This is a genomic window from Rhizobium sp. 2YAF20 (assembly GCF_052114685.1).
Lineage (GTDB): Bacteria > Pseudomonadota > Alphaproteobacteria > Rhizobiales > Rhizobiaceae > Rhizobium.
This window is the reverse complement of record NZ_JBFRFF010000012.1, coordinates 17,433-31,437: the sequence shown is the minus strand read 5'-3', so window position 1 is coordinate 31,437 and position 14,005 is coordinate 17,433. Positions and strand designations below refer to the sequence as shown.

General features: G+C 60.3%; 16 protein-coding genes. 5 read left to right on the top strand and 11 right to left on the bottom strand.

Annotated features, from left to right (window positions below; translation table 11 throughout):
• Positions 1-150: 150 nt before the first annotated feature.
• Positions 151-2,067 (bottom strand): 1-deoxy-D-xylulose-5-phosphate synthase, encoded by a 1,917-nt coding sequence (gene dxs / locus AB4Z52_RS16130; protein ID WP_442218937.1) that lies wholly within the window; start codon positions 2,065-2,067, stop codon positions 151-153.
• A 155-nt stretch (positions 2,068-2,222) separates the two neighbouring features.
• Between dxs and AB4Z52_RS16125 the strand changes: the two genes are divergently transcribed.
• Complete coding sequence (locus tag AB4Z52_RS16125; RefSeq protein ID WP_442218936.1) at positions 2,223-2,606, top strand: hypothetical protein; 384 nt, start codon at positions 2,223-2,225, stop codon at positions 2,604-2,606.
• A gap of 322 nt (positions 2,607-2,928) precedes the next feature.
• Here AB4Z52_RS16125 and AB4Z52_RS16120 read toward each other — a convergent pair whose 3' ends face one another.
• Complete coding sequence (locus tag AB4Z52_RS16120) at positions 2,929-3,852, bottom strand: pirin family protein (protein ID WP_442218935.1); 924 nt, start codon at positions 3,850-3,852, stop codon at positions 2,929-2,931.
• Between the two features lie 237 nt (positions 3,853-4,089).
• On the opposite strand from AB4Z52_RS16120, the gene AB4Z52_RS16115 reads away from it, so the two are divergent.
• Entirely contained in the window at positions 4,090-4,464 is a 375-nt protein-coding gene (locus AB4Z52_RS16115; RefSeq protein ID WP_442218934.1) for a hypothetical protein, read from the top strand.
• An 18-nt stretch (positions 4,465-4,482) separates the two neighbouring features.
• Here the strand turns inward: AB4Z52_RS16115 and AB4Z52_RS16110 are convergent, their stop codons facing one another.
• Positions 4,483-4,734, bottom strand: a complete 252-nt coding sequence (locus AB4Z52_RS16110) for an exodeoxyribonuclease VII small subunit (protein ID WP_442218933.1) — start codon at positions 4,732-4,734, stop codon at positions 4,483-4,485.
• Positions 4,735-4,736: 2 nt separating this feature from the next.
• Positions 4,737-5,681, bottom strand: a complete 945-nt coding sequence (locus AB4Z52_RS16105) for a histone deacetylase family protein (protein WP_442218932.1) — start codon at positions 5,679-5,681, stop codon at positions 4,737-4,739.
• 164 nt (positions 5,682-5,845) lie between these two features.
• Here AB4Z52_RS16105 and AB4Z52_RS16100 point away from each other — a divergent pair, with 164 nt between their 5' ends.
• On the top strand, positions 5,846-6,247 hold the full coding sequence (locus AB4Z52_RS16100) for an acyl-CoA thioesterase (protein ID WP_442218931.1): 402 nt from the start codon (positions 5,846-5,848) through the stop codon (positions 6,245-6,247).
• A 7-nt stretch (positions 6,248-6,254) separates the two neighbouring features.
• Here the strand turns inward: AB4Z52_RS16100 and AB4Z52_RS16095 are convergent, their stop codons facing one another.
• The 3 genes from AB4Z52_RS16095 to AB4Z52_RS16085 form a co-directional block, all read right to left on the bottom strand.
• Positions 6,255-6,818, bottom strand: coding sequence for a biotin transporter BioY (locus AB4Z52_RS16095; protein WP_442218930.1), 564 nt, complete (start codon positions 6,816-6,818; stop codon positions 6,255-6,257).
• A gap of 74 nt (positions 6,819-6,892) precedes the next feature.
• On the bottom strand, positions 6,893-7,495 hold the full coding sequence (locus AB4Z52_RS16090; protein WP_442218929.1) for an energy-coupling factor transporter transmembrane component T family protein: 603 nt from the start codon (positions 7,493-7,495) through the stop codon (positions 6,893-6,895).
• Complete coding sequence (locus tag AB4Z52_RS16085) at positions 7,495-8,172, bottom strand: energy-coupling factor ABC transporter ATP-binding protein (RefSeq protein WP_442218928.1); 678 nt, start codon at positions 8,170-8,172, stop codon at positions 7,495-7,497. The genes AB4Z52_RS16090 and AB4Z52_RS16085 overlap by 1 nt, the downstream gene beginning before the upstream one ends.
• A gap of 130 nt (positions 8,173-8,302) precedes the next feature.
• Here AB4Z52_RS16085 and AB4Z52_RS16080 point away from each other — a divergent pair, with 130 nt between their 5' ends.
• Positions 8,303-9,493 (top strand): winged helix-turn-helix domain-containing protein, encoded by a 1,191-nt coding sequence (locus AB4Z52_RS16080; protein ID WP_442218927.1) that lies wholly within the window; start codon positions 8,303-8,305, stop codon positions 9,491-9,493.
• Between the two features lie 18 nt (positions 9,494-9,511).
• On the opposite strand, the gene ribB is transcribed toward AB4Z52_RS16080, so the two are convergent.
• Complete coding sequence (ribB, locus tag AB4Z52_RS16075; protein ID WP_442218926.1) at positions 9,512-10,612, bottom strand: 3,4-dihydroxy-2-butanone-4-phosphate synthase; 1,101 nt, start codon at positions 10,610-10,612, stop codon at positions 9,512-9,514.
• Between the two features lie 18 nt (positions 10,613-10,630).
• The gene (aroC, locus tag AB4Z52_RS16070) at positions 10,631-11,728 is read right to left on the bottom strand and encodes a chorismate synthase (protein ID WP_442218925.1); all 1,098 of its coding nucleotides are present in this window, start codon (positions 11,726-11,728) and stop codon (positions 10,631-10,633) included.
• Positions 11,729-12,147: 419 nt separating this feature from the next.
• On the opposite strand from aroC, the gene AB4Z52_RS16065 reads away from it, so the two are divergent.
• The gene (locus tag AB4Z52_RS16065; protein ID WP_442218924.1) at positions 12,148-12,408 is read left to right on the top strand and encodes a DUF1344 domain-containing protein; all 261 of its coding nucleotides are present in this window, start codon (positions 12,148-12,150) and stop codon (positions 12,406-12,408) included.
• 12 nt (positions 12,409-12,420) lie between these two features.
• Here the strand turns inward: AB4Z52_RS16065 and AB4Z52_RS16060 are convergent, their stop codons facing one another.
• Together AB4Z52_RS16060 and fabI are read right to left on the bottom strand one after the other, a co-directional pair.
• Entirely contained in the window at positions 12,421-13,014 is a 594-nt protein-coding gene (locus AB4Z52_RS16060) for a histidine phosphatase family protein (RefSeq protein ID WP_442219027.1), read from the bottom strand.
• 113 nt (positions 13,015-13,127) lie between these two features.
• Entirely contained in the window at positions 13,128-13,946 is an 819-nt protein-coding gene (fabI, locus tag AB4Z52_RS16055) for an enoyl-ACP reductase FabI (RefSeq protein WP_442218923.1), read from the bottom strand.
• Positions 13,947-14,005 lie beyond the last annotated feature (59 nt).

Sequence of the window (14,005 nt, the reverse complement as noted above, 5' to 3'; positions counted from 1 at the left end):
TGGAAGATGAAGAACCCCCCTCTGGCCTGTCGGCCATTTCCCCCACAAGGGGGGAGAGCACCAGCCACGAGCCTTGCTTCGAGCCGACAGCAGTGCGGCGGACTAAACCCCTCCCGTTGTCGGGAGGGGTTTTCTTTGTTGAAGTCTACCCTATCCCGCAGCCCCAACGATCCGGCTGCGGCCCAGCGCCTTGAAGACGGTTGAGACGATGCCGGCGCGATCGAGGCCGGCGCGGGCGTTCATCGCTTCCGGCTTTGCCTGTTCCATCCAAACGTCGGGCATGACCAGCGTGCGGATCTTCAATCCGCTGTCGAGCAGCCCTTCGGTGGCAAGGAACTGCATGACGTGGCTGCCGAAGCCGCCGATGGAGCCCTCTTCGATAGTGATCAGTATCTCGTGGTGGCTCGCCAGCTGGCGAATGAGCTCATGGTCGAGCGGCTTTGCAAAGCGGGCGTCGGCAACCGTCGTCGAAAGACCGGCCGCATCCAGATCCTCGGCGGCAAGAAGGCTGTCGGCAAGCCGGGTGCCGAAGGAAAGGAGCGCCACCTTGGAGCCCTGCTTGACGACCCGTCCCTTGCCGATCTGCAGGATCTGGCCGCGCTCGGGCATTTCGACACCGACGCCTTCCCCGCGGGGATAGCGGAACGAGATCGGACCTTCGTCATAGGCCGCTGCCGTGCGCACCATATGTTTGAGTTCAGCCTCGTCGGCTGCAGCCATCACCACGAATCCGGGCAGGGTGGCAAGGAAGGTCGTGTCGAACGAGCCCGCATGCGTCGGCCCGTCGGCGCCGACGAACCCGGCGCGGTCGATCGGGAAACGCACGGGCAGCCCCTGGATCGCCACGTCATGCACGACTTGATCGTAGGCCCGCTGCAGGAAGGTCGAGTAGAGCGCTGCAAATGGCTTGAAGCCTTCGGAGGCAAGGCCCGCGGCAAAGGTCACCGCATGCTGCTCGGCAATGCCGACGTCGAAGCAGCGTGTCGGAAACAGTTCGGCGAGCTTGTCGAGCCCGGTGCCGTTCGGCATGGCAGCGGTGATGCCGACGATCTTTTCGTCGAACGCCGCTTCCTGCACCAGGCTTTCCGCAAAGACGCTGGTATAGCTCGGCGCATTCGGCTTCACCTTGGCCTGGGCGCCGGTGATGACGTCGAATTTGTTGACGCCGTGATATTTATCCGCTGCGGCCTCGGCCGGGGCATATCCCTTGCCCTTTTGCGTCACGACGTGGATCAGGACCGGCCCCTGCTGATTGTCCCGAACGTTGCGCAGCACCGGCAGCAGGTGGTCGAACGAGTGCCCGTCGATGGGGCCGATATGATAGAAGCCCAATTCCTCGAACATGGTGCCGCCGGTCACGTAGCCGCGCGCGTGTTCGACTGCGCGCGTGATGGCGCGGTCGACGCGCTTGCCGAGATAGGCTGTCAGCTTCTTGCCGAATTCGCGAAAGCCCATATAGCTGCGCCCGGAGGCCAGACGCGCCAGATAGGCGCTCATGGCGCCGGTCGGCGGCGCGATCGACATGTCGTTGTCGTTGAGAATGACGATCAGCCGGGCATCCAGCGAGCCGGCATTGTTGAGCGCCTCATAAGCCATGCCCGCAGACATCGCGCCATCGCCGATGACGGCAACCACCTTGCGGTTGCTCTTGTCGAGATCGGTGGCGACCGCCATGCCAAGGCCGGCCGAGATCGAGGTCGAGGAATGGGCAGCGCCAAAGGGGTCGTACTCGCTCTCGGCGCGGCGGGTAAAGCCGGAAAGCCCGCCTTCCTGGCGCAAGGTGCGGATGCGGTCGCGACGCCCGGTCAGGATCTTGTGCGGATAACACTGGTGGCCGACATCGAAGATCAGCCGGTCTTCCGGCGTGTTGAATACCTTGTGGATGGCGATGGTCAATTCGACCACGCCGAGGCCGGCGCCGAGATGACCGCCGGTGCGCGACACGGCATCGATCATCTCGTCGCGCAGTTCGCGGGCGAGCTGCGGCATGTCGCGGTCATCGAGCTTCCTGAGGTCGGCGGGAAACTCGACCTGGTCCAGCAGGGGCGTCTCTGGCATTGATGTCACGGGCTGGAGCCTCTTTCTTGCTGTTCTTGGGCGGGCCGCCCGCCTTACTCCAAAATAGATCGCGGCGAAAGAAGACGAATTCAAGGATTGTGTAACTCTATCCTAAACAACTTCGATTTCGTAGCCATATCAAACTTTAGACACCCCAAAAAAGCATGACATTACAGCCCTTTCTCCCCCACCGGGAGCGCAATCGCGTCGCCGGGCCGAAATGCGACCGGTTGATCCGCTTCGAAACGATCGCCGTCGACGCGGTTTGCCAGGTGTTACGCGGCGCCGATCGCTGTTCGAGCAGCGAAAGTGGCATCTTACTGCTCCGCCCGTTCATCACTCCGCCGGCGCCAATTGCGCGCCGCAAAGGAGTGCGTCTCACGAAGGAAAATCGAGATACCGATTTCCTTGATGAAGGCAATGGGACCCGTGGCGGTAAAGCGCGCTCGACACGCGCCCTGCCGTCGCCAAGTGGCGTCAAGGTGAACATGTCCTCAAGGCTTGCGATCCAATGGCTGAGCGGCATGGAACTGTTGACCATCCGATAGTACAGGCGCTGGTTTTCGCTAAATTTCAGAACTCGCTGGTCGCTGGTGCCCCGTTCGGTCATGCACTGCCGCGTGCCCCCCTATCGCGATCTCATCTTCGAGAATGCGACAGCTCACGGGCTTGGGAATGCCGGTCCTGAACAATTGCGGCCTGTGATTGTCCACGGTCGCCCTGAGAAAATGCGGCCAGATATGCTCCGGTTCGCAAGCGAAAATCCATTCCGACTTGACTTGTGTCGTGTCGACACTGGCGCCAGCGTAAGATACGGGCATGACAGGCGAGTGTCAATCTAAAGTTGAAATCTGCGACTATCAGTCGCTATCAACCTTCCGGCAGCGGAATGAATTCTTCCTCATCGCCGGGCACGATGTCAAACCGGCCGCTGCGCCATTCTTCCTTCGCCTGTTCGATGCGCTCTTTGGAAGAGGATACGAAATTCCACCAGATATAGCGCTTCGAGTTCAGTGCAGCACCCCCGAATAGCATGAGATGACAGCCTTTTTCCCCCGCTGAAAGAGCAATTGCGTCTCCGGGCCGAAATACGAGCAACTGATCCGCCTCGAAGTGATCGCCCGCGACCATCAGCGAGCCGGAGAGGATATACACGGCGCGTTCTTCGTGGTCCGCTGCGAAGGGAAACGAGCGCCGCGGCTGGAGTTCGAGGTCGACATAAAGCGTGTCCGAAAACACTCTCACAGGCGACGCCAGCCCCTCGAAGCTGCCGATCACCACACGACCCTTCGCGCCGTCGCTATCAATCAGCGGCATGTCGTCCTTTTCCGTATGCGCAAAGGTCGGGTCGATCTCCTCCTTGTCGTCGGGAAGGGCAAGCCAGGTCTGCAGCCCCGAGATCGACGAGGGGTGGCCGCGCAGGTTAGCCGGTGTGCGTTCGGAATGCACGATGCCGCGCCCAGCGGTCATCAGATTGAGATCGCCGGGCCGAATGACCTTCTCGGTGCCAAGGCTGTCAAGATGCCTGATCTCGCCGTCGAAGAGATAGGTGACGGTGGAAAGCCCGATATGCGGATGCGGCCGCACATCCACCGCCTGATCCGCCCGAAGCACCGCCGGCCCCATGCGATCAAAGAAGATGAACGGCCCCACCAGCCGCCGTTTGGCGGTCGGCAAGGCCCGCCTCACCGAAAATCCACCAAGATCGGTTGTCCTGGGAATGATCAGGTTTTCGATGGCATCGCAGGCGAACGCATCGCCGGGGAGGGGGTCTTTTCCGGGGAAGAAGGACATGGAACGGGTCTCCGTGAGGATCGAAAGACACTATAGTCGCGATCGATCAGATCACAAAATTGGTCTCGACGAGTGCTAGCGGGCTAGTATATGTATGCAATTACGCAATCATAAGATGCATTAAATGAATTTTATATTTGTGGTAACGAATTGTTGAGGGGCATTTTGAGGAGAACCATTGGATTATTGCTAGTTGGCGTTCTGGCAGGTTGCACAACAGATCCGAACGCAACGAAAATGGACGAGAGCGTCAAATCGAAGGAGCCTGGTCGCTATGTCGCTACGACAGTTTTGTGCACGCAAGCCGGCAGAGAGATTTCAATCGTCACATCGGGCAAGACGATCTTGGGACTGCCAACGCCATCGGCAAAACGGCTTGTCGTAAAGGGGCCCAATGTCGTTGCAATCGGTAAGGGCCAGATCATAGACGCCGGTTCCCTCGATATAGTCCTTATCGACATATCTCTCCTCCAAGGAAGTGGAATAGAGTTCCTCACATCTTCTGAAGCTCCACCCGCTTTTAAAGAGGCTATCAAGCTCAACCTGCCCGATCTTTACCCCAAAATTTACTACACGACGTTTTCGCCCTACCCCAGAGTGCTCGCCCAATGAGCAGATGCCGATATACACTCAACCTCCGTCTAGTGGCTCCACGCCCTGCGGCTTGCCCGCCCGGTCGAGCCTGATCTTCTCGATGCGGTTTTCGGCGGCCGAAAGCAGCGCCTCGCAATGTTTCTTCAAGGCTTCGCCGCGTTCGTAGATCTCGATTGATTCGTCCAGCGCCACGTCGCCGCGCTCGAGCCTTGCGACGATGGTCTCCAGTTCGGCTACCGCCTTTTCGAAGGAGTAGCTCGATACTTCTGGCTTGGCGCTCTCACTCATCTTCAACCCTTCATCATGCGCAGAATGTGCAGGCCGGCCGACTCGGCAAGCCCCTCGAGATCATAGCCACCTTCGAGTAGGCTGACGACCCGGTTATTGGCGCTGCGGTCGGCCGCCTCGAGAACGCGGCCGGTCGCCCAGTCGAAGTCCTCGCCGGTCAGGTTGATCTGCGCTAAGGGGTCGCGGTGATGCGCATCGAAGCCGGCTGAGATGATGATGAGGTCGGGGCGGAATTCTTCGAGTGCAGGCAGGATGCGCGATTTGAACGCCTCGCGGAAGTGGTCGCTGCCGGTATTTGCCGATAGCGGCGCGTTGACGATGCTGCCATGGACGCCTTTTTCCGTCTTGGCGCCGCTGCCGGGATAAAGCGGCATCTGGTGCGTCGAGCAGAACAATACGGAGGGATCGTCCCAGAAGATGTCTTGCGTCCCGTTGCCGTGGTGTACGTCCCAGTCGACGATGGCGACGCGTTCGGCGCCGTGCTTCCTCTGCGCATGGCGCGCTGCGATCGCCGCATTGTTGAAGAAGCAGAAGCCCATGGCCTTGTTCTTCTCGGCGTGGTGCCCAGGTGGCCTGCCCGCCACGAAGACATTGTCCGCAGCGCCGGAGAACACGTCGTCGACCGCAGCCATCGCGCCGCCGACGCCGGTCAAGGCCGCCTGCAGGCTCTTCGCGCTCGCATAGGTGTCGGCCTCGATCTGGTTGATCTGGCCTTCGCCGTCATCCTCGTCGGGGATCGAGCGCATCACGAAGGTCAGGTGCTCCTCGGGATGAGCAAGCAATACGGCATCCTCGTTTGCCTGCGGCGCCTGCCGCCGGTCGAGCCGTGCGAAATTCGGATGCTCGAGGGCGATGTTGATCGACCGCAGCCTATCGGAACGCTCGGGGTGACCGGGCGGGGTGATGTGTTCAAGAAAGATCGGATGTTCGTAAAGACGTGTGCTCATGGGGATAACCTATAGATGAGACAGGTCAAGTTCCACTCCACATGGCGCGCATCACTACAATGTCAACAACTGCTCTTAACCAAGACAAAAGACCACCCGTTTACATCGGAGGGGCCAGTGCTTAAGCTTTTGTTAAGAGATGGCGCCCGGGCAGGGTATTGTAAATGAGTAGAGTACAGCGATCTGATGTAACCGAAGTACGCGTTCCGCCTCGCGATGTCGACAGGCATGGCCAGATGTTCATCGCCTCCTATATCTCGGAAGCCGAAACGGCGCTGTCGAATTTCTGGCGCGCCCGCCCGTCGGTCAGTGACGAGCCGGCCTACATAGCCACCCGCGCATCCTGTTCGCTGCATCGCGGATTGCACTATGACGATCTTGCCCGCTTTTCGGTGAGCGTCAACAAGATCGGCGGTAAATCGGTCGGCTTCATGGTCATGGTCGAGACAGGAAACGAACTTGCCGCCGAGGTGGAAATCCTCTGGCTTGCAGTTCGTGGCGAAGAGCACGATCCGGCCCCGCTTCCCGAAGACACCCGCGACTGGCTATACAAGTTCCTGGACTGACGAGCCGTCACGTCCGCTGCGGCAGCAACGGATATCCCGCCATGATCGCGCGGCCGACAAGAGCGGCGACGACTGCCTTCGATACATCGCCAGGGATGAAGGCAAGCGAGCCGAAGAAGGCCTTGGAAAGGCCGAACTGCGCGACAAACGCCAAATAGGCAATGCCGAAGGCGTAGAGGACGACCACACCGCCGATGAAGGAGGCAAGGAAGAAGCCGACGCCCTGCACGAGGCCCGATTGCTCCGGCCGCACCAGCATTTCCGAGAGGTAGCCGGTGACAAGGGCTGCAAATACCCAGCCGATGAGGAAGCCCGCCGTCGGTCCGGCAAAGACTGCAAGTCCGCCGCGCCCGCCTGCGAGAACCGGCAGGCCGATCGCCACCAGCACCAGGACGATCAGCACCGCAACAGTGCCGCGTCTGGCGCCTAGCACGACGCCGGCCATCATCACGCCGAGCGATTGCGCCGTGATCGGAACGGAAATGATCCCGAGCGGAATGGGCGGCAGCAGCCCAAGCGCCACGATGATTGCGGCAAAGAGCGAGGAGAGGACGAGGTCGCGGGTGCTCATGGCATGCTCCGAATGAGACGATCTCGGGCCTTAACGTCAGGCTCTCGAATCGCGGCGTGAAACAGCGTGTCTGTTCAATGCCGCCGAATGCCGCGCGCGTCAATCGCCGCCGCGATGCTGTCCGCATCCCGTAGCGTCAGGATGATGAGCGGCACCAAAATCGTGCTCAAACGGACCTTCAGTCCACGCGCTTCGTGCGCCTCACGGATTGCCTGATAGCGGTCGAATATCTCCGGCAAGAAGCGCACCACCAGGCCCACCGCAAGACCAATATCCGCCGCGCGCACGAGACCCATCTTCTCGAGCGGTCCGGTGAGAAACGTGATCTCGTCGATAAAGGCGGCAATCGCTGTCGTCGCCGTTACCGTTGCCGCGAAGAGCACGAGCGCCGTCAACCGTAACACGGTCACGATGGTGACGTGCAGCGGATTGAACAGGAGGCTGAACAGCGCGACAAAGGCGATCACGAGGAAGACCGGCCGCAGGCGCACCAGTGCCTCGCGAAGGGACAGGCCGGCCGAGAAATATAGGATCGCGCCGGCGATTGCGGCGGGCGTGAGAAGTGCTGAGCGGTCCGTTACGAACAGGACCACGCCGAGCAGCGCCAGCGCCGACAGCTTGATGCGCGGCGATAGCCTATGCATCCACGTATTGCCTTCGACATAGAGCGCTTGCATCAAAGTGCGATCTCCCTGTAGCGAGCGATAACCTCCGGCGCCGGGCCATCGGCAACGAGGCGACCCTGATCGAAAAGCAGCACTCGCTCGAAATCCTCGATCAGTGGCAGATCGTGGCTAATGACGATGACGTTTTCGCCAAGCCCGGCGATCGTTGCCTCTACGAGCGCGCGGTTCTTGAGGTCGAGCTGGTTGGTGGGCTCGTCGAGAATGAGAATGTCGGGTCCGGTGACGAGCACGGAGCAAAGGGCTGCCATCTGCAGTTCACCGCCTGAAAGCTCATGGGCCCGCCGGTCGCCGAGATGCCGGACGCCGAAGCGATCGAGTACTGCCTCAACGGCAGCCTCGATCTCCCTTTTTGCCAGCCCCCGGCTCTTCAGCCCGAAAGCGATATCGTCGCCCACGACCGGCAGGATGATCTGGTTCTGCGGCGACTGGAATATGAACCCTACCTTCCCGAGCACCGACCTGGCATCGGCAACAGTGTCCAGTCCTTCGACGATGACGCGGCCCATGGTCGGCTTTGCCAGGCCGTTGATCAGCCGCGCAAAGGTGGTCTTGCCGGACCCATTGAGCCCGATCACCCCAATCCGCTGTTCTGAAAGCGTGAGGCTCAAAGGGAAAAGCGCCACCCGCCCCCCGAAGCTTACGCTGGCTTCCTCGAAGCGGATATCCAAATCAGGCCCCTCTGCGGTCCAAGCACGGTGTTCCTATAACCCGGATTGTGGCGAAGGCAAATCTTGTCGGAATGGGAAATCTTCGCCGGATCGATTTGAAACTGTGGGAATAAAAGCCTACGTTCTGTCAATGACCAATTTGATCTCGAATCGCGACGCCCGCCGTGTGTTCCTCGCTAAGCAAGGGCTGTGCGCACCGCCGAACCGGGCCTTGACCAAGGCGGGGTTGCTGCAGCTGATCCAGGATATCGGCTTCGTCCAGGTCGATAGCATTGGCACGGTCGAGCGGGCGCATCATCAGATCCTGTTCTCGCGCAACCAGACCTATCGTCGCGAACACCTGACGGAACTGCTCGAAAAGGACGGCGCTCTCTTCGAGCACTGGACGCATGATGCGTCGATCCTGCCGAGCACCTTCTTCGTCTATTGGAAGCACAAGTTCCGTCGCGAGGAGCAGGCGCTCATCGAGCGCTGGCGTAAGTGGCGCGGGGAGGGCTTCGAGGCCGCCTTCGACGAGACCTACGAGCGCGTCCTCAACGGCGGCGCGATCATGGCGCGCGAGATCAAGGCCGATGGCCATGTCTCCGGCGGCTGGTGGAACTGGCATCCGAACAAGACGGCATTGGAATATCATTGGCGCACCGGCAAATTCGCCATCGCCGGGCGCACCAATTTCCAGAAAGTCTACGATCTGGTCGAGCGCGTCATTCCAGCCGCGTTCCATGCGCCCGAAGTCGATTACGACCAGTTCGTCGATTGGGCATGCCGCAGCGCCCTCGAACGGCTGGGATTTGCTACCTCGGGTGAGATCGCCGCCTTTTGGGATTTACTGACGCCCCAGGAAACCAAGGACTGGGTCGAGGCTCATCGCGACGAGCTTTGCGAGGTGCTGATCGAGCCGGCGCTCGGCGGCAAGCCGCGTCCGTCCTTTGCCTTTGCCGACTTGCCGGCATCGCTCGACGCCCATGCAGAGCCACCCGCCCGCCTGCGCGTCCTTAGCCCCTTCGACCCGACCTTGCGCGACCGCAACCGCACCGAACGCCTGTTCGGCTTCTTCTATCGCATCGAGATCTTCGTGCCGGAGCCGAAGCGGGAATACGGCTATTACGTCTTTCCGCTGCTCGAGGCAGACCGCCTCATCGGCCGCATCGACATGAAGGCCGACCGCAAGGCAGGAACGCTGGACGTCAAGCGCCTGTGGTTGGAGCCGGGCATCAAGCCCTCTACCGGCCGGCTCGAAAAACTGGAAGCCGAACTCGACCGTCTCGCGCGGTTTACCGGGGTTGAGAAGGTAGTGCTGCTGGATGGCTGGCGCGGGTGACGAGTGCTAAGCTGCCCCTCACCAGATCTCGGTCTTGGCGATCTTTATCCCGAAACCTTCCAGCCCGACATAGTGGCGGGCGCGGGTGGTGAGCAGCTTGATCGAGGTCACGCCCAGGTCTTTGAGGATCTGCGCGCCGAGGCCGATCTCGAGCCATTCGCTTTCGCGGCTTTGCGCTTCGGCATGGGCTTCGCGGTCCTGACGGGATTTGCGCCCGTTGTCGTGGTGGCCGACACCGACCGAGCCCTCGCGCAGATAGACGATGACCCCGCGGCCTTCCTCGGCGATCTTCTGCATATAATGGTCGACAGGACGCTGCTTTCCGAAGACATCGCCGGCGACATTTTCCGGATGAAGACGGACGGGAACGTCGACGCCGTCGCGGATATCGCCGAAGACGACGGCCAGATGCTGCATCGGATCCCAGGGAAGCGAATAGGTGTGGGCGCGGGCCTTGCCGAAGGCGGTCTCGATATCGAAACTCGAGCCGAGCTCGATCAGCGTCTCCTTGCGCTGGCGATAGGCGATGAGGTCGGCGACGGAAATGGCCTTTAGTCCATTGCTTTCAGCAAATGCAGACACCTGCGGGCCGCGCATGACTGTGCCGTCGTCGTTGACGAGCTCGCTGATGACGCCGATCGGCGGCAGGTTGGCAAGCCGGCAGAGATCGACTGCAGCTTCCGTATGGCCTGAGCGCATCAGCACGCCGCCTTCGCGGGAGACGAGCGGAAAGATATGGCCTGGCCGCACGAAATCGCTAGCGCCGACATTGGGGTTGGCAAGGTTCCTGACTGTCAGCGTCCGGTCGTCGGCGGAAATGCCCGTCGTTGTGCCGTGCTTGAAGTCGACGGAGACGGTAAAGGCGGTGGTATGGGCCGAATCGTTTTCGGCCACCATGGCATTGAGGTTCAGGCGCTTGGCCTCCTCGCGCGGCATCGGCGTGCAGACGATGCCCGAGGTGTGACGGACGATGAAGGCCATCTTTTCCGGCGTGCAGTGAACGGCGGCAACGATCAAGTCGCCTTCGTTCTCGCGGTCGTCGTCATCCATGACGACAATGATCTCGCCGGCCTCGAAAGCCCTGATAGCATCGACGACACGCTTTTGGTCATAGGGCATTGAGGAAGCTCCTTGTTCTTATTTCAGCCGGCCGGTCTGGCCCCGGTCCCTGAGGTAATGATCGGCAATCGCACAGGCAACCATGGCCTCGCCAATAGGCACGGCGCGAATACCGACGCAGGGGTCGTGGCGGCCCTTGGTGCGCAGATCGACATTGTGTCCGTCGGCATCGATGCTGCGTCGCTCGGTGAGGATCGATGAGGTCGGCTTGATGGCAAAGCGTGCAATCAGTGGCTGGCCGGTGGAAATGCCGCCAAGAATGCCGCCGGCATTGTTGGACAGGAAGATCGGGTGACCGTCATTGCCCATGCGCATCTCGTCGGCATTTTCCTCGCCGGTGATTTCAGCGGCGCCAAAGCCGTTGCCGATCTCGACGCCCTTGACCGCATTGATCGACATCAAAAGCGAGGCGATATCTTGGTCGAGCTTGCCGTAGATCGGCGCGCCGAGGCCCGCAGGCACGCCTTCTGCGACGACTTCCACCACGGCGCCGATCGAGGAGCCGGCCTTGCGGATGCCGTCGAGATAATTCTCCCAGACCGGCACGATTTCTGGGTCTGGCGCAAAGAACGGGTTCTGGTCCACCTGCGCCCAATCCCAGTTGGCGCGGTTGATCTTGTGCTTGCCGATCTGGACGAGGGCTGCCCGCACGGTGACGCCGGGCACGACGAGACGGGCGATGCCGCCGGCAGCTACACGTGCCGCGGTCTCGCGCGCCGAGGAACGACCGCCGCCGCGATAGTCGCGTATGCCGTATTTGACATCGTAAGTGTAGTCCGCATGCCCCGGCCGATACTGGCGCGCGATCTCGCCATAATCCTTGGAGCGCTGGTCGGTGTTCTCGATCATCATCGAGATCGGTGTGCCGGTCGTCGTCATCGTCACGCCGTCCTCATCCAGCATTACGCCCGACAATACCTTGACGAGGTCGTCCTCGCGTCGCTGGGTGACGAAACGCGATTGCCCCGGTTTGCGCTTGTTGAGCCACGCCTGGATTTCATCGAGGGTGAACCGCAGGCCCGCAGGGCAGCCATCAACGATGCAGCCAAGCGCCGGGCCGTGGCTTTCGCCCCAGGTGGTGACACGGAACAGATGACCGAATGTGTTATGCGACATGGGAAACGACCGGATTGCCTTCTTGGCCCGACCGGTCCCGCAGGCGGGCCGCGCCTTTATTTGAATTGCGGCACACTCATAGGCCAAAAACAGGCCAAGGCAAAAGCCTTTATTTTGCGCGATCGGCAGTCGCGCGAGAATGGAATTGCGGACGGCTGACAATTGACGCGCGGTCCGTCGCAGCCTGCGCCGCCACAATGCAAAACCGGCAACCGGCAGCTAACTCGGGATTGCGCCCCAGCAGGCCGTCCAACATTGGGAACCGACAAATTCGCCTTGCTACCGAGACTTGATCAACCGTAAAAATCTGTTCATTAATTGGGCGTTAAAAGCCATTGTTGCGGGCGATTTCCGCCATATTCCGGGAGCTATCTGTGCTTAACGACACGTTAGTCATGAAATTTGTGAGGTATCTCCGGATGCGATTCTTTGTTGCCACGCTGTTGGCCACTGCGTCTATTTTTGCGCCCGTTGTAGGTTTTGCCGAAAGCGCCGATGTCGAAGCGACCATCAAGAAGGTCGACACGAAGAACCTCAGCATTACGCTCGACGACGGCAAGACATATCAGACACCCGATGATTTCGACTTCAATGGGCTGGAGGCCGGCGTCAAGGTCATCGTGTTCTATACCGAAGTCGACGGCAAGCGCGTCATAAACGACCTCGATATCGTTCAATGAGGAGATAGCCGCTCAGTCGATCCAGCGGATGGATTTCAGCGAAAGGTCGATCTTTAGAATGCGGTCCTGGGGGATTTCGCCTTCGGCCGCTTCGTCCCTCGGAATATCGGCGATCAGCCGAAACAGCGCGCGAATGACGCCGCCATGGGTGACGCAGACCGTGGGCCGATCGACGGATTTGAGCCAGGAAGCGACCCGCCAGGACATGATCTCGTAGCTTTCTGCATCGTCGCCGGGCGGGATGAAATCCCACTTTGCGATGTTGCGCTCCTTCAAGCGCTCGGGTTCCGTCAGCCGCAGCTCCTTGAGCGTCGAGCCTTCCCACGCGCCGAATGAAACTTCGACGAGGCGTTCATCGGTGCGGTAGTCCGTGGGCGGCAGGCCCATCGCGGCGCGGGCGATTTCCATAGTTGCGCGGGTGCGGGCAAGGGGGCTCGCGACGAAATCGTAATCCATGACGCTATCGCCGAGGATATTTGCCAGCAATTCACCGTTCGCCCGCGCCTGTTCGCGGCCGATGATGTTGAGATCGATATCCTTCTGCCCCTGCAGCCGGCGCTCAGCATTCCAGTCCGTCTGTCCGTGGCGGATCACATAAAGCAGCACGGATTTTCGTATCCTGTAGAGGTCTCCGAACGTGATCCCTGATTGCACGAAGCGGCTATCGGAGGGAATCACCCAACCAAATAACCAGAGCAACGTGACGATAAGAAGATACGTCAGTCCTTGATGACGGAAATATCCGGCGCATCGACGGCCTTCATGCCGACCACATGATATCCGCTGTCGGCGTGATGGATTTCGCCGGTGACGGAGCGCGACAGGTCCGAGAGCAGATAGAGGCCAACGTCGCCCACTTCCTCGATGGTAACGGTGCGGCGCAACGGCGCATTGTACTCGTTCCACTTCAGGATGTAGCGGAAGTCACCGATCCCCGATGCCGCAAGCGTCTTGATCGGTCCGGCCGAAACAGCGTTGACGCGGATATTCTTCGGGCCGAGATCGACCGCCAGATACTTGACACTCGCTTCGAGCGCCGCCTTGGCGACACCCATGACGTTATAGTTCGGCATGACCTTTTCGGCGCCGTAATAGGTGAGCGTCAGCATTGCGCCGCCATCCGTCATCAGCTTTTCCGCGCGTCGCGCGACCGAGGTGAAGGAGTATACGGAAATCTGCATCGTCTTTGCGAAATTGTCCGGCGACGTATCGACATAACGTCCGGTCAGTTCGTCCTTGTCCGAAAAGCCGATTGCGTGGACGATAAAGTCGATCTTGCCCCACAGCTTTTCGACATTGTCGAACACCTCGTCAATGCTGGATTCGTCGCCAACATCGCAATGGCCGACAAGATGTCCGCCGATTTCGGCAGCCAGCGGTTCAACGCGCTTTTTCAGCGCGTCACCCTGGTAGGTGAATGCGACTTCGCCGCCCTGCGCATGAATGGCCTTGGCAATACCCCATGCGATGGAACGGTTGTTTGCGACGCCCATGATGACGCCGCGCTTGCCGGACATGAGGCCTGTTGCTTGAGCCATATTCTGCTCCCTTGAACTTGTCGTTGACCCTGCCTATGGCATAGGCCGTTGCGCCGTTC

Coding starts and splice junctions, on each gene's coding strand:
- AB4Z52_RS16125 (WP_442218936.1), top strand. CDS start 2,223: ATGACATTACAGCCCTTTCTCCCCCACCGGGAGCGCAATCGCGTCGCC.
- AB4Z52_RS16120 (WP_442218935.1), bottom strand. CDS start 3,852: ATGTCCTTCTTCCCCGGAAAAGACCCCCTCCCCGGCGATGCGTTCGCC.
- AB4Z52_RS16115 (WP_442218934.1), top strand. CDS start 4,090: ATGGACGAGAGCGTCAAATCGAAGGAGCCTGGTCGCTATGTCGCTACG.
- AB4Z52_RS16110 (WP_442218933.1), bottom strand. CDS start 4,734: ATGAGTGAGAGCGCCAAGCCAGAAGTATCGAGCTACTCCTTCGAAAAG.
- AB4Z52_RS16105 (WP_442218932.1), bottom strand. CDS start 5,681: ATGAGCACACGTCTTTACGAACATCCGATCTTTCTTGAACACATCACC.
- AB4Z52_RS16100 (WP_442218931.1), top strand. CDS start 5,846: ATGAGTAGAGTACAGCGATCTGATGTAACCGAAGTACGCGTTCCGCCT.
- AB4Z52_RS16095 (WP_442218930.1), bottom strand. CDS start 6,818: ATGAGCACCCGCGACCTCGTCCTCTCCTCGCTCTTTGCCGCAATCATC.
- AB4Z52_RS16090 (WP_442218929.1), bottom strand. CDS start 7,495: ATGCAAGCGCTCTATGTCGAAGGCAATACGTGGATGCATAGGCTATCG.
- AB4Z52_RS16080 (WP_442218927.1), top strand. CDS start 8,303: ATGACCAATTTGATCTCGAATCGCGACGCCCGCCGTGTGTTCCTCGCT.
- ribB (WP_442218926.1), bottom strand. CDS start 10,612: ATGCCCTATGACCAAAAGCGTGTCGTCGATGCTATCAGGGCTTTCGAG.
- aroC (WP_442218925.1), bottom strand. CDS start 11,728: ATGTCGCATAACACATTCGGTCATCTGTTCCGTGTCACCACCTGGGGC.
- AB4Z52_RS16065 (WP_442218924.1), top strand. CDS start 12,148: ATGCGATTCTTTGTTGCCACGCTGTTGGCCACTGCGTCTATTTTTGCG.
- fabI (WP_442218923.1), bottom strand. CDS start 13,946: ATGGCTCAAGCAACAGGCCTCATGTCCGGCAAGCGCGGCGTCATCATG.